Origin of the sequence: Agrobacterium genomosp. 2 str. CFBP 5494 (genome assembly GCF_900013495.1) — a bacterium.
Classification (GTDB): domain Bacteria; phylum Pseudomonadota; class Alphaproteobacteria; order Rhizobiales; family Rhizobiaceae; genus Agrobacterium; species Agrobacterium pusense.
Map to the genome: position 1 here is coordinate 1912225 of NZ_LT009718.1, position 20990 is coordinate 1933214.

The 20990-nt window shown below is 59.3% G+C and carries 19 protein-coding genes and 2 tRNA genes; 7 read left to right on the forward strand and 14 right to left on the reverse strand.

Going from position 1 to position 20990, the window contains the following annotated elements:
* Window positions 1-44: 44 nt before the first annotated feature.
* From AGR2A_RS09425 to AGR2A_RS09445, 5 genes are all read left to right on the forward strand, one after another.
* Window positions 45-1241, forward strand: a complete 1197-nt coding sequence (locus AGR2A_RS09425; RefSeq protein ID WP_004441931.1) for an amino acid ABC transporter permease — start codon at window positions 45-47, stop codon at window positions 1239-1241.
* 2 nt (window positions 1242-1243) lie between these two features.
* Window positions 1244-2401: an amino acid ABC transporter permease gene (locus AGR2A_RS09430; RefSeq protein WP_004441933.1), complete on the forward strand. Its 1158-nt coding sequence runs from the start codon at window positions 1244-1246 to the stop codon at window positions 2399-2401.
* A gap of 12 nt (window positions 2402-2413) precedes the next feature.
* Entirely contained in the window at window positions 2414-3187 is a 774-nt protein-coding gene (locus AGR2A_RS09435; RefSeq protein ID WP_004441935.1) for an amino acid ABC transporter ATP-binding protein, read from the forward strand.
* Window positions 3188-3528: 341 nt separating this feature from the next.
* A tRNA-Glu gene (locus AGR2A_RS09440) sits at window positions 3529-3603 on the forward strand.
* Window positions 3604-4050: 447 nt separating this feature from the next.
* Window positions 4051-4125, forward strand: a tRNA-Glu gene (locus tag AGR2A_RS09445).
* 129 nt (window positions 4126-4254) lie between these two features.
* On the opposite strand, the gene recJ is transcribed toward AGR2A_RS09445, so the two are convergent.
* The 5 genes from recJ to AGR2A_RS09470 all read right to left on the reverse strand — a co-directional run bounded on the left by recJ (window position 4255) and on the right by AGR2A_RS09470 (window position 10433).
* Complete coding sequence (gene recJ / locus AGR2A_RS09450) at window positions 4255-6063, reverse strand: single-stranded-DNA-specific exonuclease RecJ (protein ID WP_077986266.1); 1809 nt, start codon at window positions 6061-6063, stop codon at window positions 4255-4257.
* Window positions 6064-6166: 103 nt separating this feature from the next.
* Window positions 6167-6391, reverse strand: coding sequence for a hypothetical protein (locus AGR2A_RS09455; protein ID WP_022556200.1), 225 nt, complete (start codon window positions 6389-6391; stop codon window positions 6167-6169).
* A gap of 187 nt (window positions 6392-6578) precedes the next feature.
* Window positions 6579-7889: a homoserine dehydrogenase gene (locus AGR2A_RS09460; protein ID WP_045533587.1), complete on the reverse strand. Its 1311-nt coding sequence runs from the start codon at window positions 7887-7889 to the stop codon at window positions 6579-6581.
* 61 nt (window positions 7890-7950) lie between these two features.
* Complete coding sequence (locus tag AGR2A_RS09465; RefSeq protein WP_004441943.1) at window positions 7951-9171, reverse strand: LL-diaminopimelate aminotransferase; 1221 nt, start codon at window positions 9169-9171, stop codon at window positions 7951-7953.
* 302 nt (window positions 9172-9473) lie between these two features.
* A complete protein-coding gene (locus AGR2A_RS09470; RefSeq protein WP_072494396.1) occupies window positions 9474-10433 on the reverse strand; it encodes a nucleoside hydrolase in 960 nt (319 codons plus the stop codon).
* A 181-nt stretch (window positions 10434-10614) separates the two neighbouring features.
* Between AGR2A_RS09470 and AGR2A_RS09475 the strand changes: the two genes are divergently transcribed.
* Window positions 10615-11418 carry a TSUP family transporter gene (locus AGR2A_RS09475; protein ID WP_022556201.1) on the forward strand — a complete coding sequence of 268 codons (804 nt, stop codon included), beginning with the start codon at window positions 10615-10617 and terminating at the stop codon, window positions 11416-11418.
* 53 nt (window positions 11419-11471) lie between these two features.
* Here the strand turns inward: AGR2A_RS09475 and AGR2A_RS09480 are convergent, their stop codons facing one another.
* The 8 genes from AGR2A_RS09480 to hemN form a co-directional block, all read right to left on the reverse strand.
* The gene (locus tag AGR2A_RS09480) at window positions 11472-12167 is read right to left on the reverse strand and encodes a hypothetical protein (RefSeq protein WP_006697409.1); all 696 of its coding nucleotides are present in this window, start codon (window positions 12165-12167) and stop codon (window positions 11472-11474) included.
* Between the two features lie 279 nt (window positions 12168-12446).
* Entirely contained in the window at window positions 12447-13376 is a 930-nt protein-coding gene (locus tag AGR2A_RS09485; RefSeq protein ID WP_004441952.1) for a lipid A biosynthesis lauroyl acyltransferase, read from the reverse strand.
* 5 nt (window positions 13377-13381) lie between these two features.
* On the reverse strand, window positions 13382-14410 hold the full coding sequence (locus AGR2A_RS09490; RefSeq protein ID WP_004441953.1) for a zinc-binding dehydrogenase: 1029 nt from the start codon (window positions 14408-14410) through the stop codon (window positions 13382-13384).
* Between the two features lie 139 nt (window positions 14411-14549).
* Complete coding sequence (locus tag AGR2A_RS09495) at window positions 14550-15830, reverse strand: beta-ketoacyl-ACP synthase (protein ID WP_022556203.1); 1281 nt, start codon at window positions 15828-15830, stop codon at window positions 14550-14552.
* A gap of 11 nt (window positions 15831-15841) precedes the next feature.
* Window positions 15842-17038 (reverse strand): beta-ketoacyl-ACP synthase, encoded by a 1197-nt coding sequence (locus AGR2A_RS09500; protein WP_072494397.1) that lies wholly within the window; start codon window positions 17036-17038, stop codon window positions 15842-15844.
* Between the two features lie 209 nt (window positions 17039-17247).
* Window positions 17248-17727: a 3-hydroxyacyl-ACP dehydratase FabZ family protein gene (locus AGR2A_RS09505; protein ID WP_004441960.1), complete on the reverse strand. Its 480-nt coding sequence runs from the start codon at window positions 17725-17727 to the stop codon at window positions 17248-17250.
* 88 nt (window positions 17728-17815) lie between these two features.
* Window positions 17816-18100 carry an acyl carrier protein gene (locus AGR2A_RS09510; RefSeq protein ID WP_003495848.1) on the reverse strand — a complete coding sequence of 95 codons (285 nt, stop codon included), beginning with the start codon at window positions 18098-18100 and terminating at the stop codon, window positions 17816-17818.
* A 114-nt stretch (window positions 18101-18214) separates the two neighbouring features.
* Complete coding sequence (gene hemN, locus AGR2A_RS09515; protein WP_072494398.1) at window positions 18215-19564, reverse strand: oxygen-independent coproporphyrinogen III oxidase; 1350 nt, start codon at window positions 19562-19564, stop codon at window positions 18215-18217.
* Between the two features lie 212 nt (window positions 19565-19776).
* Here hemN and fnrN point away from each other — a divergent pair, with 212 nt between their 5' ends.
* Window positions 19777-20502, forward strand: coding sequence for a transcriptional regulator FnrN (gene fnrN, locus AGR2A_RS09520; protein WP_004441967.1), 726 nt, complete (start codon window positions 19777-19779; stop codon window positions 20500-20502).
* A 251-nt stretch (window positions 20503-20753) separates the two neighbouring features.
* Here the strand turns inward: fnrN and AGR2A_RS29860 are convergent.
* The coding region (locus AGR2A_RS29860) for a hypothetical protein (RefSeq protein ID WP_208617149.1) at window positions 20754-20990 on the reverse strand (237 nt) is incomplete at its 5' end.

Below are 20990 nucleotides of genomic sequence, written 5' to 3' on the forward strand. Positions count from 1 at the left end.
ATATAAATAAGCTCGCAAAGAGCATATAAAAGGGAAAGGTGCCTATGGCAGGCAACGCGGTCAGTTCGCAACGATCGCGCGCGCAAAGCGCGTCGTCACTTATCTACGATCCACGCATACGCGGCATTTTTTACCAGGTCCTGACGGTCGTCATCCTGGCCGCCTTCGTCTGGGTCATCGTGACGAATACGATCACCAATCTTCAACGTTCAAACATTTCATCCGGCTTCGGGTTCCTCAACGGACGCGCCGGCTTCGACATCGGCCAGTCGCTGATCGCTTATACCAGCGACGCGACCTATGGCCGGGCGCTGCTCGTCGGCATTCTCAACACGATCCAGGTTGCGTTTTTTGGCATCATCGCCGCCTCGATCATCGGCTTCATCGTCGGTATCGCCCGGTTGTCCAACAACTGGCTGATCTCGAAGCTCGCGCAGGCCTATGTGGAGATCTTCCGCAACATCCCGCCGCTGCTCGTGATCTTCTTCTGGTACAAGGGCGTCATCTCGGTCCTGCCGCAGGCACGCGAATCGCTCGAGCTGCCGCTCGGCACCTACCTTAACAATCGTGGCTTCTTCTTTCCGAAACCGCTCTGGGGGGACGGAATCTGGCTCGTGCCGCTGGCCTTTCTTGTCGCCGTCGTCGTCAGCGTGCTTGTTTACCGCTGGGCGAAAGCCAGACAGGAAAAAACCGGACAGCAATTCCGCACCGGAATAACGATAACGCTGCTCGTCATCGGATTGCCGCTCGCCACGTTCCTCGCAATCGGCGCGCCGCTGACATTCGATTACCCCATCGCCGGACGCTTCAACCTCTCGGGCGGCGCCGTCGTCGCGCCTGAATTCATGTCGCTGTTCCTGGCGCTGTCCTTCTACACTGCCTCCTTCATCGCCGAGATCGTTCGCGGCGGCATCAAGGCCGTGGCGAAGGGGCAGACGGAAGCTGCCGACGCGCTTGGGCTTCGCTCCAGCACCACGACACGTCTCATCGTCGTGCCGCAGGCCATGCGCATCATCATTCCGCCGCTGACAAGTCAGTTCCTCAACCTCACCAAGAACTCGTCGCTTGCGGTCGCCGTCGGCTTTGCCGACATCGTCTCCGTTGGCGGTACGATCCTGAACCAGACGGGTCAGGCGGTTGAAGTCGTTGCCATCTGGCTGGTCATCTATCTCTCGCTGTCCCTGCTCACGGCCGTCGTCATGAACTGGTTCAACGCGAAAATGGCTCTGGTGGAGAGATGACGATGACGATCAGCAACCACGCCTTCGTGCGCCAGACCATTGAGGAAGCCCGCCCCGCGCCATCGAGCGCGGTGGGCGTAACCCACTGGCTGCGTACCAAGCTCTTCGCCACGCCCAAGGATACGGTGCTCACCGTCCTTGCTATTGCCCTTCTCGTCTATATCGTGCCGCCGATCATCGAGTGGCTGTTTATCGACGCGGTTTGGACCGGCAGCGACCGTATTGCGTGTCTCACCGCTTCACAGGGCGGCGCGCTTCCGGACGGACAGTCCGGCGCCTGCTGGGCCTTTGTCTCGGCCAAGCTCGGACAATTCGTCTTCGGCCGTTACCCCATTGACGAGCGCTGGCGTCCCATCCTCGTGATGGTGACGTTCGCGATCCTGTTGGTCCCGATGCTCATACCCAAGGCGCCGTTCAAGCGTCTCAATGCGCTGGCGCTCTTCATCATCCTGCCCTTCATTGCGTTCTTCCTGCTCATCGGCGGCGTCTTCGGCCTGCCGAAGGTGGAAACGCAGCTCTGGGGCGGCCTGATGGTCACGCTCATCCTGTCCTTCTTCGGGATAACGGTGTCGCTGCCCTTCGGCATTCTTCTGGCTCTCGGCAGACGCTCGAACCTGCCGGTCATCAAGATGCTCTGCGTCCTCTTCATCGAGGTCATCAGAGGCATCCCGCTGATCACCGTCCTGTTCTTCGCCAGCATCATGCTGCCGCTGTTCCTGCCCGACGGCTGGACTTTCGACAAGTTCCTGCGTGCGCTGGTCGGCGTGTCGCTGTTCTCCTCCGCCTATATGGCGGAAGTGATCCGCGGCGGCCTGCAGGCCATTCCGAAGGGACAATATGAAGGTGCGGACTCGCTCGGCCTGAATTACTGGCAGAAGACGAGGCTGATCGTGCTGCCGCAGGCGCTGAAGCTCGTCATTCCGGGCATCGTCAACACCTTCATCGGGCTTTTCAAGGACACGTCGCTGGTCTCGATCATCGGCATGTTCGACCTGCTCGGTATTGTCACACTCAACCAATCGGATGCGAACTGGGCCACGCCCGTCACCGCCATGACTGGCTATATTTTCGCAGGCTTCGTATTCTGGATATTCTGCTTCGGCATGTCGCGATATTCGCTGTTCATGGAACGGCACCTCGACACCGGGCATAAACGATAAGGGACGCTCAAAATGGCAGAAACCCAGGCAAAAAAACTGACCGTCTCGGCGACGGACGTCGCAATCGAAATCACCGGCATGAACAAATGGTACGGCGATTTCCATGTGCTGCGTGATATCAACCTGAAGGTCATGAAGGGCGAGCGCATTGTCATCGCCGGTCCTTCCGGGTCGGGCAAATCGACCATGATCCGCTGCATCAACCGTCTGGAAGAGCACCAGTCGGGCAGCATCGTCGTTGATGGCATCGAGCTTACCAACGACCTCAAGAAGATCGACGAGGTGCGCCGCGAAGTTGGCATGGTGTTCCAGCACTTCAACCTCTTCCCGCATCTGACGATCCTCGAAAACTGCACGCTGGCGCCGATCTGGGTTCGCAAGATGCCCAAGAAGGAAGCCGAAGAAGTGGCGATGCACTATCTGAAGCGCGTGAAGATTCCCGAGCAGGCGCATAAATATCCGGGCCAGCTTTCCGGCGGTCAGCAGCAGCGTGTGGCGATTGCCCGCTCGCTCTGCATGAAGCCCAAGATCATGCTCTTCGATGAGCCGACCTCGGCGCTCGACCCGGAAATGGTCAAGGAAGTGCTTGATACCATGGTCAGCCTCGCAGAAGACGGCATGACCATGCTGTGCGTGACCCACGAAATGGGCTTTGCGCGTCAGGTCGCAAACCGCGTTATCTTCATGGACCAGGGCCAGATCGTCGAACAGAACTCGCCCGCCGAATTCTTCGACAATCCGCAGCACGAGCGTACCCGCCTGTTCCTCAGCCAGATCCTGCATTGAGAACAAGCATCATCGGACGGGGCCCTTGGGCCCCGTTTTTTTATGACGACAACCCAGCTCCAGATCTAGCGTGATCTTTGGCTTTTCATGACGCTGCGCTTCTCACGTCCCGGAGCCACTTGAGTGAATCACTGCCCACCAACGCGTTCCCCCACATCATTCTCTTCCGTTAGAAGCGCAAAACCGCGGGACCAAGCACGCTTTAACCTTTTGTTACGAAACAAGAATCCTTGTTTTTCAGGGCTTCTGGCCACCCGTGTCATTTTTTTGTCAAATCATGCGTTTTTCCGCTTGCGGAGCAACCGGAGCCTGACTATAAGGGCGCCACACCACAAGCGCACGCGCCCTTCGTCTATCGGTTAGGACGTCAGATTTTCATTCTGAAAAGAGGGGTTCGACTCCCCTAGGGCGTGCCACTTGCTTTGATGGTTACCTCCCACACGACGAAATCATTCGATAAAATCGCAATAATTCCAGCATCTCATCATTGCTGCGGAACCGATTTGCCGTCGGCACGTTAGATGCCTGTCCCCCCGATGGAAGGCAAGCCGGACGAAATGCCGCCGCGCAATTCACCCGGCTTGCCTTTCCCCTCTCCCAGATCATCAGGAAGTCCCGAGCTTCGGCAGAGCGTTGCCAGCTCAACGGCCACGATGCTGGGCTTTGCCCACTTGCACCGCTTCGTCGCGTCCCGTGCCGCGCGAGATTGGAGCGATAATTCAAGGATTTGGGCCGGTCCGACCGGGTTTTCCACAGCCCGTTCCGCCCTGCCAAAAAAACTCGCCGCAAAGCGAAAAAAATCAGTTTTTCCGCTTGCGGAGCAACCGGAGCCTGACTATAAGGGCGCCACACCACAAGCGCACGCGCCCTTCGTCTATCGGTTAGGACGTCAGATTTTCATTCTGAAAAGAGGGGTTCGACTCCCCTAGGGCGTGCCACTTGCTTCTTCCTTAAAATCAGCAGCATAAACGAAAATCTTCACGCATCGCGTAAAGATATCCCGTTGTAGTGCATAGGTCAGCGACAACCGTTGGCCGGTGACAGTCGAGATAGATTGGTGGCCCCTTTCAGGGCGCGAAAGCGGCGTCCAGAACACGCAGTTGAACCCGCCTTTGCCCCTGCCAGAGATCGGCGCCAACAGTACCCGCGACGTGAATATTCCGTCCGCGGGCATTCATGAGCATCTGTCCCAGGGGCGCCTCGACGGCGCGGAACGCGATTCCGTCCAGCCGTGAGCCATCCATGGCCTCCAGCGTGATCTTGACGTGGGATGTGCCCACCAGCCGCACATCACGCAGGCGATGCGCCGGAACGGCAAAGATCGGCTGAGAATGACCGGAACCATAGGGACCGGCCTGTTCCAGCTGGTCGACAAGCTGCAACGTAGCCCCCGAAGCGCCGATGGCGCCATCAATCTTCAATACGCTGCTCTCTACCAGCTCGTTTACGGTCTTTGCCGCGGCTTCTTCGAAAAAGGTCCTGAGCTTGCCGAGATTGGCGCGCTCAACCGTGAGGCCTGCCGCCATGGCGTGACCGCCGCCCTTGACCAGCAGGCCGGCCTCCACGGCAGCGCGCACCATCCGCCCCATGTCGAAGCCGGCGATCGAACGGCCGGAGCCGGTGCCCTTGCCGGAGGGATCGAAGGCAATGGCAAAAGCCGGGCGGCGGAAGCGATCCTTCAGGCGCGAGGCCAACAAGCCGACAATGCCGGGGTGCCAGTTTTCACGCGCGGTGACGATAACACCGGCACCCGAGCCGTCGCCATATTCGAACAGGGCCTCCGCTTCGGCCTCCGCAAGCATCGCCGCTTCCATCGCCTGTCGCTCGCGGTTCAGCTCGTCCAGCCGCTCGGCAATCACCTCGGCCTGCGAGGAATCATCGATCGTCAACAATCGGCTGCCAAGCGCAGCGTCGCCAATACGCCCCCCGGCGTTGATGCGGGGCCCGATCAGGAAACCGAAATGATAGGGTGTCACAGGCCCGCCCAGCCCCGCCTTCTTGAACAGCGCGGCAAGGCCGGCATTTTTCATGTGGCGTGCGGCAATCAGGCCCTTCACCACATAGGCGCGGTTCAGCCCTTTCAGGGGAACCACATCGCAGACCGTCGCAAGCGCAACGATGTCGAGCAATGACAGCAGATCGAGCGTGAAGGCCTGGCGGTGCCGCCTGTCCTTGAGAACGCGAAGCGTGGCGACGAGCACGAGGAACACCACGCCAGCGGCACAGAGATGCCCCTGCCCCGACAGATCGTCCTCCCGGTTGGGATTGACCAGCGCCACCGCCGGCGGCAGTTCCGTACCCACCTGATGGTGGTCTATGACCACAACGTCCGTTCGTGCCTCTTTTGCCGCCTTGAGCGATTCATGGCTGGTGGATCCGCAGTCCACCGTCACGATCAGCGTCGCGCCATTGGCGGCCAGCTGCTGCATCGCCGCCGGGTTAGGCCCGTAACCCTCGAAAATTCGGTCGGGAATGTAGATCTCGGGCGTCAGCCCGAAATGTGCAAGAAACCGGTACATCAACGCGGAAGAAGCAGCGCCGTCGACATCGTAATCACCGAAGATCGCCACCTTCTCACCCGCTTCAATGGCGCGCACAAGCCGCTCGGCGGCCTTCTCGCAATCGGTCAGCACATGCGGGTCGGGCATCAGGGAGCGAATGGTGGGATCAAGGAACGCCAGGGCATCATCCACCCCCACACCGCGCCCGGCGAGCACCCGGGCGATCAGTTCCGGAATACCGTGGACCTGGGACATGGCCAGCGCACGATTCTGCCCGGCCTGATCCAGCCGAGACACCCACCGCTGTTCTGTTGCCGACCGCTCCACGCTTAAAAATGCGCGGGCCACGGTATCGGCCGGCTCCATCATTACCATCCTGTCCATTCGTCCTGTCATTCGCGCCAACAGGCGCTCTAATGGTTAGAACGGGCTAAATGGCGATGCTGCGTTTTTCAAGCAAAAACGCGCCTTGACGAAATCACGTCGAGAAAATCGAGAAAAAAGGGCTGACAATCGAGACGGCCGCGACAAGCAGCAGCAGCGAAAATACCGCGAGCGAACACCAGTTACGCTCATATTCGGCCATATCGAATTCCATGCTGCGAATATTGTCATTGGCATTATGCGGCCGCGCCCGGTGATGGCTCGCCGGAGCGCCCTGGCGCTTGTTGTCCTTGAACAGGATGATCGATGTCACGGCCACGCCTCCCTCGCTTGGTGAACACGATTAACCATAAGGCCGAATCGCCCTGCTTTCCAGCGCTTCACGCACCGTCCCCTCAAATTTTGCGGCCGCCAGACCGCAGGAAGGCGCCGGTCCCCCAAGCAACAGAAAACCGCGTTTCCGGATGGAAACGCGGTTTTTGATCTCACGACAGTAGCGTCGCGCTTCAGGTCCGCTCAATGCGGATGACCTGGGGCTCGCTGACGAGATATTTCTCGTTCTTGATCGCTTTTACCGCCTTGCGGATCGCATCTTCCATTGTCGCGTGCGTAACAAGGATGATTGTCTGCGGCGCGCCTTCCACGTGCACGCGCTGGCGCTGCACGATGGATTCCAGCGAGATGTTATTGTCAGCCATGCGGCTGGCGATGGAGGCGAACACGCCGGCCTGATCCTTCACCGTGAGGCGGATGAAGTAACCGCCCTCGTGGCTCTTCATCTTGGCGCGGCGATAGTCCGTCAGCGATTTCGCCGGACGGCCGAGTACCGGCACACGCTGTGCACCGGGACGGCTCTTGGCGATATCGGCGATATCGCCGAGCACGGCGGATGCCGTGGCGTTGCCGCCGGCGCCGGGTCCGACCATCAGCAATTCACCGAGAATGTCGGATTCGATCGCCACGGCGTTGGTGACGCCATCGACCTGCGCTATGACGGAATCAAGCGGCACCATGGTCGGATGGACGCGCTGCTCGATACCGGATTCGGTGACCTGCGCCACGCCGAGAAGCTTGATGCGATAGCCTAGATCGGCAGCCGCCTGGATGTCCTCGATCGAAATATTGGTGATGCCTTCGAGATAAATGTCGTCGGCAGCGATCTTGTTGCCGAAGGCAAGCGTGGTCAAAATGGAAAGCTTGTGCGCGGTGTCGCTACCTTCGATATCGAAGGCGGGATCAGCCTCTGCATATCCCAGCCGCTGCGCTTCCTTCAGACAGGCCTCGAAGGACAGGCCTTCTTTCTCCATCTTTGTGAGGATGTAGTTGCAGGTGCCGTTCATGATGCCGTAGATGCGCGTCACGTGATTGCCGGTCAGCGATTCACGCAGGGCCTTGATGACGGGAATGCCGCCAGCGACCGCCGCCTCGAAGTTCAGAAGCGCGCCCTTGTCTTCGGCAATGGTCGCCAGTTCGACACCATGCTTGGCCAGCAGCGCCTTGTTGGCTGTCACCACATGGAGACCGCGCGACAGCGCTGCCCGCACCGCATTTTCGGCCTGTCCGGAAGCACCGCCAACCAGTTCGACAAACACATCGATGTCGGCTTCGCTCGCCATCTGTTCCGGCGTGTCGAACCAGGTAATACCCGTGAGATCAATGCCGCGGTCACGCGAACGATCACGCGCGCTTACCGCAATAATCTCAATTGCGCGTCCGCAGGTAATCGCAAGTTCGTTGCTTCTCTGCTGGAGGATGCGCACGAGCGAAGCGCCGACAGTGCCGAGCCCCGCTATGCCGATTCTCAATGAATCTGCCATGGGTATGTTCCTGATTGCTGGTGATGGTGGCGGCCGAGACCCGGCCGCCCTGGGTTTGCCCTTATCTGTGGGCGTTGAGCGAAACGACGTTGTGCATCGTTTCGTCTGCGGTCGACAGGAAACGCTTCAGATTGCGCGCTGCCTGACGAATTCGATGCTCGTTTTCCACGAGCGCGAGACGGACGTAATCATCGCCCATCTCGCCGAAGCCGATGCCGGGAGCAACGGCGATATCGGCCTTCTCGACCAGAAGCTTGGAGAATTCCAGGCTGCCGAGATGGCGGAATTTTTCCGGGATCTTCGCCCAGGCGAACATGGTGGCCGCCGGCGGCGGTACTTCGAAGCCCGCCTTGCCGAAGGTGTCGACCATGACATCGCGACGGCGGCGATAGACATTGCGCACTTCGGCGATATCGGAGCCGTCACCGTTCAGTGCATGGGTCGCAGCAACCTGGATCGGTGTGAAGGCGCCGTAATCGAGATAAGACTTCACGCGGGTCAGCGCCGCGATCAGCCGCTCGTTGCCAACGGCAAAGCCCATGCGCCAGCCGGGCATGGAAAACGTCTTCGACATGGAAGTGAATTCCACCGCAACGTCGATCGCACCGGGAACCTCGAGAACGGAGGGCGGCGGATTGCTTTCGTCGAAATAGATTTCCGAATAGGCAAGGTCGGAAAGCACGATGATCTCGTGCTTCTTCGCAAAGGCGATGACGTCCTTGTAGAAATCGAGCGACGCGACATGCGCCGTCGGGTTCGAAGGATAATTGACGATCAGCGCCAGCGGCTTCGGAATGGAGTGGCGCACGGCGCGCTCCAGCGGCCCGAAGAAGCTGTCGTCAGGCTCGACATTCATCGAGCGGATAACGCCGCCCGCCATCAGGAAGCCGAAGGCATGGATCGGATAGGTCGGGTTCGGACACAGGATCACGTCACCCGGCGCGGTGATGGCCTGCGCCATGTTGGCGAAACCTTCCTTGGAGCCGAGCGTGGCGACGACCTGCGTGTCGGGGTTCAGCTTAACGCCGAAACGGCGGGCATAATAGGCCGCCTGCGCGCGGCGAAGACCGGGAATGCCCTTGGACGAGGAATAACGATGGGTACGCGGGTCCTGAACGACCTCGCAAAGTTTGTCGACGATGGCCTTCGGGGTCGGAAGGTCGGGATTGCCCATGCCGAGATCGATGATATCGGCCCCGGCCGCTCGCGCGCTCGCTTTCAAACGGTTGACCTGTTCGAAGACGTATTGCGGCAGACGCCGGACCTTGTGAAACTCTTCCATCTCTTTCCTCATGGGAATGGACCGGTTCTTCCGGTCCATAACGAAGGTTCGTTTTTGTTGTTAAACGCCGCCGACACGAACCGACCCGGCAGGCGTTATTCATTGTAGCGCAAAGCACGGGAAAACCCACAAGGGTTTTCTCGGGCCAACGCCGCCTAGCGGTGATCCGCCCGTCCTACCGGCACCGCCTTTTCAAGCCCTCCGGCAAGGCGGATCGCGCACTATGATCAGGGAACTTGCATAACGCCAGATTCTGGGAAAATGCAAGGCAAGCCATGCTCAAGAACGGCCATTCCTGTCGTTCAGCCGCGCTCGCCCTTCACAATTGCCGCGCGGATGACTGAAAGCACGCGCTCCGGCTTGATATCCGTGCAGACCAGCTGGCTCGGATGCCCGTCCCAGTCGCCTGGCGGAAAGGCGCGTCCGTCCGGTTTCTGGATGGTCTGGCCGTCGGCAAGACCGCCGCAGACGACGCGCACCGGGCCGCTGCGGGTGGTAAACAGTTCCGGCGCGACGAGATAAACACAGGCGCAGCTGTCGTGCACCACCATGCCGTCACCGGTGCGGGTCTTGTAGAAATCGATGTAGAATTGCGACAGGTCCGAAAGCAGCTGCACCGGCTTGCCGCCCGCCTCTGCCATCTCAGCCATGAAGGCGCTGGTCATCACGGTTTTTGTCGTGACATCGAGACCGACGACAACCACGCGCCACGGCGCGGTGAAGACAAGATCGGCCGCTTCCGGATCGCCATGAATATTAGCCTCGGCCGCCGGCGAGACATTGCCGTTGATGTCGAAGGCGCCGCCCATGACGATGACGTCCTTCACCAGCGCCGCGAAATCAGGTTCTTCGCGCAAAGCCAGCGCCAGATTGGTCATGCGGCCAACGGCAATAAGCGTCACTTCACCGGGATTGGCCTTGACCGTCTCGATGATGAAGCGATGCGCGGGCCGCGGGTCGAGCGGCAGGTCAATGGCCGATGGAATGTCGATATCGCCAAGGCCGTTTTCACCATGGATAAAGGTCGGCCAGTGGCCTTCCTTGCGGGCCGGATCGAAGGTCACGCCCGCCCCTTTCGCGACCGGCGCGGTCATCTGCCATTCCCGCTTGAGGAAAAGCGCATTGCGGGTGGTGATGTCGATGGGCGCATTGCCGAAAACGGTGGTGACGCCGATCAGATCGATATCGGGGTGGCGGTGCAGGAACAGAAGCGCCATGGCATCATCCACACCGGGGTCCGTATCGAATATCACTTTATGCATAATGCCCTCATCCACATGTGTCAGGCGCCATCCGTCGTTCCGGCGACGCGCCACGGAAACATAACGATAAGCGGCAGCACCGCAATCCCCCGGCGCCCCTCAGACCATACAGAAAAATATTGCGCGACCGCGTTTTCGGTGAAAGAAGGGGCCTCTCCTTCCGCCTGCCCGGACATGCCAAGTGCAAGACATCGCCCTCAACGTTTTCCTCATCCTCTTCTGCGTCGCCATTTTCGCCGGCTTTATCGATTCCATTGCCGGCGGCGGTGGCCTCATCACCATTCCGGCAATGATGATCATGGGAATACCGCCACTCGATACGCTTGGCACGAACAAGCTGCAGGCACAGTTCGGTTCGGCCTCCGCCACTCTCGCTTACGCAAGACGTGGCCATGTCAATCTGAAAGAGCAATTGCCGATGGGGTTGATGGCGATGGCCGGCGGAATGCTCGGGGCGCTGACGGCCGCCTTCGTGCCTGCCGATCTTCTGCGCACCATCATGCCCTTCCTGCTGATCGCCATAGCGATCTATTTCGCCTTCAAGCCACAGCTCAGCGATGTGGACAGCCATCGCCGCATCACACCGCTGGTTTTCGGATTTACCGCCGCGCCGCTGATCGGCTTTTATGACGGCGTCTTCGGTCCGGGCGCCGGTTCCTTTTACATGCTCGCCTTCGTGGCACTTGCCGGTTTTGGCATGCTGAAGGCGACAGCCCATACCAAGCTTCTCAATCTGGGCTCCAATTTCGGCGGGTTCGTCGTCTTCGCGATGGGCGGCGCGGTTTTGTGGAAGCTTGGACTGGCAATGGGGTTCGGCCAATTCATCGGGGCGCAGATCGGGTCGCGTTTCGCCATGAAAAACGGCGCGAAGATCATCCGCCCGCTTCTGGTTCTGTCGTGTCTGGCCATGGCGACGAAGCTTCTGATTGACGCCTCGTCCGCCTGGTCCATCGCCACGATCTGGGAAACCGTCTTCCCGAAATAAGGGACTGATCGGGCGCGTTCAGCCCGTCCTTCGGATATCAGGGGAGCTTGGGGTCAACCCGCAGCGCGGCGCCTGCGATCGGCAATTTCGCGGATGACCACCATGGCACCCACGAGCTTGTAGGCGGAAGAATAACAAGGCGACATTTCGAGCGACTTGACGATTGTGCGACCGTTCTGGTCTTCCGCATAGGTATATTTCGACGTATCGCCCTTGAAGCAATTATCGAGCTTCTCCCTGAGTGCGTTCTGGAAACGGTGGACACCGACGAGTTCGGCGATGTGGCAGCCGACGAGCCCTTCCGGCGCATTACGCTGGAAGGCATCGAGCGCATTGGCAAAGGACACGCGGTAACCGGGGGAAACGATGACGACAGGCTCATCGAGATCGTTGAGCATATCTTCATCGAGGATCAAATGGCGGTGGTGCCATTCGAGGCTGTCCGCATCTTCGTCACCGATCACTTTCGCCTTGAGCGGCATGCCGACGTAACGGTCGACGAGCGTTCGCAGAAGTTCGGAATTGCGCTGCACGCAGCCAAGGTCTTCTGCCTCGTGGTTGAGGAGATCGATAGCAAAACGGAACTGCTCGCGAATGTCTTCGGAGCTCTCGGTCTTGCGTCCGACGACGCGCTCGAGAAGCTGCTCCAGTTCACGCTCCAGCACTGCGATCTTGTCGGCCTCGTTTTTACCAACGGCAGATTGCAGTTCCGTATAACGCAGCCAGAACAGCTCAATCAAATCTTTCAACCCAACTCTCCCTGAACGGGCAAACATCCCGATCCTAATCCGAAAGGATAGACCAATTATCCCTGATAATAGCGTCTCCGCGCTTAAAAATGACGTAACGAAGCACGAAAACACGGCGGGGATTGTTGTTCAAAATATCACAGCCGCTGCTATTTTTTCAATTTCGATAATCCATGAACGAAAAATGAGGTTCCACTACTATGGAAAAATTTCGAAAAGCACAGTTCCTGCGCCTGATTTTGTGAAAATTGCTCTGAAAGCACGAGCCAACCGGCATCCTCAAATCTGGTGCTTAACGTCCCACCGGTCGTGATACCACAGCCATTGGCCGGGATATTCGCGCACCCAGCTCTCCACCTTGTCGTTCAGAAGCTGCGCCGTCGCCTGAATGTCGACATTGCCCTTGTCATCGCGCGGAATCTCAACCTTTGGTTCGATTTCCAGCCGGTAGCGATTATCGGGCAGGCGCACGCAACGGGCAGGATAGACATCGCAATTGAACTGCCGCACCAGCTTGGCGAGAAGCGGATTGGTGCGAACCTCAAGTCCGAAGAACTTCGTCGTCAGTCCCTTGCCGAATTTCTGGTCGACGAGCACACCCACACCACCGCCCTTTTCCAGCTGCCGCGCCAGCGCGAAGGAGGAGCCGGCATGCGAGGGCACAAGATTGCCCATGCGCTCCTTGCGGAAACTGAACACTTTCTCGGCCACAAAGGGATTGTTCGGTGGCCGGAACAGCACCGTCACATCGAGACCGAAAGCCGAGCCGGCAACCGGCAGCAGTTCGAAATTGCCGCTATGGGCGGTAAAGACGATGAAAGGCCGCGGATTGTCGCGCAGCTCGAGGAAGGTCGGGATGCCCTGGACCTCGATGCGTCCCGGCTCGTTCTTTTCCGGATCGAAATCGAACAGCCGGTCGAGAAAGACATATTCCGCCGCCAGCCGACCCATATTGGCCCAGCTGTCCATGGCGATCTCGAGCCGCTCTTGTTCGGACTTCTCCGGAAAGGCGCGCGCCAGATTATGGAGCATCAGCTTGTGGCGGCCGGTTTTCGGCCCCACGAAACGTGCCAGTCTGTCAGCGGCGCGAATGCCCGCATCGGCGGGAAAGAGCTTCAGCAGGTTGAGAAGGCCGAAGGCGAATGTCGCAATCAGCCACTGCCGGAAGTGGTCCAGTTTCAGGACGATCCGTGTCAGGAACAGCTTCAAGATGCTCAGTCCATCCGCAGCACGATCTTGCCGAACACCTGACGCGTCTCCATGCGCTCCAGCGCCCGGTCGATATCGTCAAAGGTCACTTCGGTGTCGATGACCGGATGCACGATGCCACGTGCCATCTTCTGCATGGCGTTGGCCATGTTCTCCATACGGCAGCCGAAGGAGCCGAGCAGTTTCAGCTGCTGCTGGAACAGCATCATCAGGTTGATGTCGGTGGAAACACCGGATGTGGAACCGCAGGTGACGAGACGACCGCCGCGTTTCAGCGAGAACATCGAACCCGCCCAGGTATCCTTGCCGACATGCTCGAACACGACGTCGACGCCCTTCTTTTTCGTCAGCTTGCGCACGACGCCTTCGAAACGGTCGGTGCGATAGTTGATCACATGATCGGCCCCGAGCGCCTTCGCCCGTTCGATCTTGTCGTCGGAACCGACTGTCGTGATGACGGTGCACCCCATCTTCTTCGCAAGCTGGATCGCCGCCGTGCCGATGCCCGAACCGCCGGCATGAATGAGGATGGTTTCGCCGGACTCCAGCTTGGCATTGTCGAACAGCATGTGCTCGACCGTGCCGAACGTCACCGGCGCAAGAGCGGCACCGACAGCGTCAACGCCATGCGGCGCAGGCACGAGCTGGCGGGCAGGAATATTGATCTTTTCCTGCGCGAAACCGTCGAGATGGAAACCGTGCACGCCCTGGACATGTTCGCACAGATTGTCGCGGCCTTCGCGGCAGGGTTTGCACAGCCCGCAGGTGCGCGCACCATAGATCGCGACCAGCTGGCCGGGCAGCACGTTGGATACGCCCGGACCGATGGCTTCCACCACACCCGAGGCTTCCGCACCGATTGTGAGCGGCATCTTGCGCTTGGCGAAAGCCATGCCGCGCCAGCCCCAAACATCGATGTGGTTGAGCGCCACGGCCTTGACGCGCAGCGTTACCTCGCCCGGCGCCGGCGCATCCGGTTCGGGCAGATCCACTTTTTCGAGCTTCCGGTCGTCGACGAGTTGAAGAGCGCGCATATATCAGTCCTTCGCCCGAAGGCGTTATCTAAAATCATTCCAGCAAAACTCTGTAACGGTTTTGCGGCTGGAATGCGAAATCAAAGAAACGGGCGCGTTTCCGCAAGTCATTCGGAAACGCCCTGTTGTAACGAACCGGTTAAGCCGGTTCCCGCGTCATGACAAGGCTTGCATTCTGCCCGCCGAACCCGAAGGAATTCGACAGAACCGCACCCACCTCGGCATCCCGCTTCACATTCGGCACCACGTCGAGCGTGATGGTCGGATCGGGATTGTTATAGTTGATTGTTGGTGGCAGCGTGCCAGTCAGCATGGTCTGCAGCGAGAACACCGCTTCCACAGCACCTGCGGCGGTCAGCGTATGGCCGATCATCGACTTGTTGGACGACAGCGGAATGTTCTTCAGGCCTTCACCGAAGACCGCAAGCATCGAGCCATATTCCATCTTGTCGTTCTCAGGCGTCGAGGTGCCGTGGGCGTTGATATAACCAATATCGCTTTCGGCCACGCCCGCATCGGCCAGTGCCGCACGGATCGTCGCAATCGCCGGGCCGCCATCGGGCGAAGAGCGCGTACGGTGGAAGCTGTCAGCCTTTTCCCCGGCGCCCTTGATGATGCCCAGCACCTTGGCGCCGCGAGCGACGGCGGCTTCGAGCGATTCCAGCACCAGCGTTGCGGCACCTTCGGCGATCACGAAACCATCGCGGTCCTTGCTGAACGGCTTGGAAGCCTTTTCCGGCGGGTCGTTCTGGGTCGAGAGCGCCGAGAGAAGCGAGAAGCGGATCAGCGCTTCGGCGCTGACAGAACCGTCGGTCGCAACCGTCAAAGCCCGTTCGGCGCGGCCCTGTCGGATGGCCTCGACGCCCAGCTGGATCGCGGTCGCGCCGGATGCACAGGCGGTCGACAGGGTAACCGGCAGACCGCGCGTACCGAAACGGTCAGACAGACGCTCGGAGATGGCACCAAACAGCGCTGCTTCCTGGAATGCCGGATCGGGACGCTGACGGAAGGCCGTCAGGAACCGCTCATAGGCATCACCCGGCTGGGCGGCTGGCGGAGAGCGGTCGGCAAGCTCGAAACGGGCACTCCATTCCGGCTCGATCGGCGGCGCTGCGAGAAACAGCGGGCCGTCAAAGTCACCGGAAATGCCGGCCTGCGCCAGCGCCTCGATGGTGGTTTCGCGCGCGAAGGCATAGGAACGTTCGACGGAATTCGGAACCGGAATATCGATGAAATCCACCGTGCCGCTGATCCGGGTCGAAAGCCCTTCAGTCGGGAAACGGGTGATCTTGTGAATACCTGACTTACCCGAGGTCAGCGCCGCCCAGTTATCGGCAAGCCCCTGACCGAGCGAGGTAATGATGCCCATGCCGGTGACGGCGACGATCGGGCGACCGAGATGATCCTTAAAATTGGTCATGGTCTTTCTCCTCACACGTCACGGGACAGAACGGCGACACCTTCGCCGCGGACATGGCCAACAGTGGTAACGACAGCCTCGGTCGCCGCCTCGCCCATTGGCTTTTCCGCATTCGCGTCGAAGGTAGGAACCTTGGCACCGCTTTCAAGCGTCAGCGCCGCCAGAGCGAGGCCGAGCGGAAACTGCGCCTCAAGTCCATGGCCCGTGACACCGCCGAAACCGCGGATGGCAGCCTTCGGCAAGGTCTTTTCGAGAATGTGCTTCTCACGGGCCGTAACGCCGTCATAACCGCTGGCGCCGGAGAAGACGACGGTCGCGGCGCTGTCCGTTGCCGGGGTCAGCAGACGCTCCATGCGCTTTTCCATTTTGCCGTCGTCGCGGCTGCCGCGATCACCTTCGATGGCGTCGATGCGGGCATAGATGCGCGCGCCGCGCTCGCTGGCATGCTTGCGTGATTCCAGCACGAGGAAGGCTCCGAGCGAGCCGGAAACCATGCCGCCGCCGTCCTGGCCTTCGCGCGACCACAGGGGCTGCCACTCGCCCTGCGCATGCGCCCCGATGGCTTCGAACAGCAGGATCATGTCTGGACGTTCGGCAGAGAAGGCGCCGCCCACGAGAGCGTGGCTCGATTCGCCCGAACGAATGCGATGGAACGCGGTTTCGACGGCGGAAATGCCGGCCGCTTCTTCGCCCATGAAGGTCCGGGAAGAGCCGGTGACCTTGTGCACGATGGAGATATTGCCGGCCATCAGGTTGGAAAGCTGGGCGAGAAACAGCGTCGGGCGCAGTTCCGTCGTCAGCTTTTCATTCAGCAGCTTTTCGCGGTCGTTGCGCTTCAAAGCCTCGTCAACGATCAGCGTATCGACATTGATGTCGCGCTCGCCGCCGCCGGCAGCAACGATCATATCCATGGTGGCGCAGGCTTCGGCATTTTCCTTCAAGCCGGCATCATCAAGTGCAAGACCGGCGGCAAAAACGCCGAGCCGCTGCCAGTTTTCCATCTGGCGCTGGTCGCCGCGCTTGGCGATCTGGGCCGACCAGTCGATCTCGGGCATGGGATGAACCGGATATGGCTTGAATTTTTCCGTCTCGACAATCGTTGCCGGCGCGGCGGTTCCCGAAAGAAGCGCCACATGCGCCTGGCTGCCAACGCCGTGACAGGTCACGATGCCGACCCCTGCTATCACCACATCATTGTCAGATTTCATCGTCTGTCATCCTTTGCAGCCGGCCCCGCCGAAACGGTCACGGCTATCCAACAGCGGTTGCGAACAACCACTTCATGCGTTGCGGAATAAAGCGCGCGGTGCGGATTGGCAATGGCGAAGACCCGATCCACCGTCGCGAGCCCACGATTTTCGTGCATCAAAACCGGGCCGACAGGAAAAACTGTCTTCTCCGAAACGAATGAAAAAGCTTATTTCCGTGCATCGGCGGCAATCGCCGCCATCAGGCCAACTTCTTCCGCCCGCTTCTTGACGATAGGCCCAAGCGGGATCTCGCTGAAGGGCATGGTGCGCAGTTTCAGCTGCGCGTCGCAGACCTTCTTGCCATCGGAGGTGATCTTTGCCTTGGTAACCGCAAAGCCCGAACCGTCATGCTCAAGCACTGCCTCGATGTCGAGAACAGCACCCGGCTCCACGAAAGTCCGCATCTTGGCGCCATCGACCGACATCAGGAACGGCATGGACGCGAAATCGGAAAATGCCAGAACCAGCATGCCGGAGGCCTGCGCCATTGTCTCGATCAGAAGCACACCCGGAACCAGCGGCATGCCGGGGAAATGGCCTTCGAAAACAGGGCTTTTATCGGGAACAACGGACCGCGCCTTCAACGTGCGCGCCGTCATGTCCACGGCCTCGACCTTGTCGATCATCTGGAAATATTCAAGCAGCATCCGTCCGGCCCGTCTCTGGTCGGTTAGTCATGGTTTGCCCGCAGGCGGCATCAAAAGAAAATGCCCGCCGGAAGCGGGCACCGTCATGTCAGCCCTTGGCCGCGCGCAATTCGTCAATCTTGGCGCAAAGGTTCTTCAGCACGAAGTATTCTTCCGTGGAAACCTTGCCTTCATTGACTTCCTGCGTCCACTGCTCGAGCGGAATCTTGATGCCGAATTCCTTGTCGATCGCGAAAACGATATCAAGAAAGTCGAGGCTGTCGATGCCCAGATCGTCGATCGTGTGGCTCTCCGGCGTAATGGTTTCGCGGTCGATTTCGCTGGTTTCGGCGATAATGTCGGCAACCTTGTCGAATGTAGCTGTCACGCCCATAATCCTTATTGTCGTTCGTATGAATTATTCTTTCTGACGCACCACATAGGCAAGTCGCGCAAAAAAGCCAATGGTTTCGTGACGTAACTTTGAAATTTGCCCCAAAACTGTTGCCTAAACAGCAACCGAATGACGGCCGCGCCCATTGCCGAGATAGGTATCGAAGATTGCCGCGATATTACGTACAAACGGCCTTCCCACCTCCGTCACGGCAAAAATATCGGCATCCAGCCGCACCAGACCGTCCCTGTCGCCTGCGGCAAACTGCTGCGCCTGGTCCCTCACGGAATGGCTCACCTTGCCGAAACGGTGCTGCAAGTCCGAAAGATCGATAGAGAAATCGCACATCAACCTTTCGATCACATGCGAGCGCAGATGATCGTCCTGCGACAACTCAATGCCTTTCACGGCGGCAAGACCGCCCTCACCCACCATGCGCTGATATTCACCGGTTGCCACCATGTTCTGCACATAGCCCTGCGGCAGCCGGCCGATGGATGATGCGCCAAGCCCGATAAGCGCATCGGCAGTATCGGTCGTGTAGCCCTGAAAATTCCGCCGCAGGGCGCCGGCTTCGGCGGCCTGGGATAATGTATCGGTCGGCCGGGCAAAATGATCGATCCCGATCTGGCTGTATCCGGCCTGCCTCAGCATCTCCCCCGCCATCGTCATCTGGCGGTAGCGTTCGGCAACATCGGGCAGCGCATGTTCGGGGATCAGCGACTGGTGTTTTTTCATCCAGGGAACATGGGCATAGCCAAAAAGCGCGATGCGATCAGGGGCAAGCGATACGATCTGATCGACGGTTCTTTTCAGTGTCTCGCATGTCTGGAACGGCAGCCCGTAAAGAATGTCGCAATTGACTGAGTGAACGCCCCTCGCCCGCACGGCGTCCACCACGGATTTCGTCTGCTCGAAAGACTGGATGCGGTTGATGGTTTTTTGCACTTTGTCATCAAAATCCTGCACCCCGAGGCTCGCCCGCGACATGCCGATGGCGGCAAGCGCGTCATAGCGGCTGTCATCCAGATCGTTGGGATCCATCTCAACGCTGATTTCTGGTGCCAGCCCGAAAGTGAAGTGACGCCGCAGACAGTCCATCAGGTCCTGCATGTCCTGCGGGTCAAGCATGGTCGGCGAGCCGCCGCCGAAATGCACGGCACTCACCACGGCGTCAGGCGAAACAAGTGCGCCGACCGCAGCAATTTCCTGCTTAAGTGCTTCAAGATAAATAGCAATCGGCTCGTATTTCAGCGTGTGCTTGGTATGGCAGGCACAGAACCAGCAAAGCCGGTCGCAATAGGGAATATGCAGGTAAAGCGACAGGCGATTCCTGTGACCGAGTGCGCCGAGCCAGCCGCGATAGGTCGTATTATCGATTCCCTCGTGGAAATGCGGCGCGGTCGGATAGCTCGTGTAACGCGGCACTGCCCCGGAATATTTGTGAAGAAGGTCGATATTCATCACCCGATTTGCCTTTTATCAAGAAAATGTCGATTTCCCCTCTTTCAGTAGCGGCTGCGACAGTTTGCAACTTTGACTTCAATCAAATTGAGCCATAAGTTCTTGCTAAAGTAGACGCGGGGACGACGGCTACAGCGCACACGCCTTTAAAGAGACCGGATTTGATATCCAGGGTCGCAATCGTCCCGCAAAGCCAGCATTGGAAAAGGCTTATGGACACGCTGCAGAAGACCATCCACAATTCGGAAGAGCCGGTTGTTTGCCGCTCCTGCGAGGCGCGTCACGGCGGTCTTTGCAGCACGCTGACACCGCAGCAGCTTTGCGATCTGAACCGCCATTCCAGCCGCAAAAAGCTGGAGGCGGGCAATGAGCTTCTCGGCCAGGGCGAGCTCGTCACCTCCTACGGCAATATCCTGAATGGCGTGGTAAAGCTGTCGAAAATGATGTCGGATGGCCGCCAGCAGATCGTCGGCCTGCAATTTGCACCGGATTTTCTCGGCCGTCCGTTCATGGCGGAAAGCAAGATGACGGCGGAAGCCGCAACCGATGTGGAAATCTGCCTCTTTCCGCGCCGCGTCGTCGACCGCATGGTCTCCGAAGTGCCTGATATGGAACGCAAGCTGCACAGCCAGTCACTCAAGGAACTGGACGAGGCACGTGACTGGATGCTGACACTGGGGCGCAAATCGGCGCAGGAAAAGGTTGCCAGCTTCCTTTATATGATCGCCACCCATATCGATCCGGAAAACGACGACAAGTCATGCTTCGACCTGCCGCTCTCGCGTGCCGACATTGCCGATTTCCTCGGTCTCACCATTGAGACCGTTAGCCGGCAAATGACAAAGCTGCGAAAGGAAGGCATTATCCGCATCGAGAACAACCGTCACATCACCGTGCCCGATCTCGATGCGCTGAGTGAAGCGGCAGGCAACGACTGACAGCCGCCCCCTCGATCATCGCCCCTGAAGTGCGGACGTTCCGAAATTGATGTGCGGCGCCCGCGCCTGAGCTGGTGCGAGCGCAAAACCGGCAAGGACCAGCAAAGCGGCGATGCATTTCATGATATTTCACCCTGTGCGCCGCTTTTTCAGCGGCCTGTTTGTTATGGCTGCACCATAAGCTGCAAACCGCATCCATCCGCTTAACATCTTCGGTAAGCGGAAGGTTCAAAGGCAGGGTAAAGAAGGAGTTATGATTGCCGGGCCGACAGGACCTCAGCCGTGATTGTCGCTGTAGGACGTTCGGCATCCCCGCTTGTTTCTTCTCCCCGGCGGGGAGAAGGTGGCCCGACGGGCCGGATGAAGGGGCAAACGCGGAGATATGCGGAGAGCTTGCCCCACACACACGCGCGCGTCGCGCGCGCGCGCGCGCGCGCGCGCGCGCGCGCGTCGCGCGCGCGCGCGTCGTCGTCGTCGTCGTCGTCGTC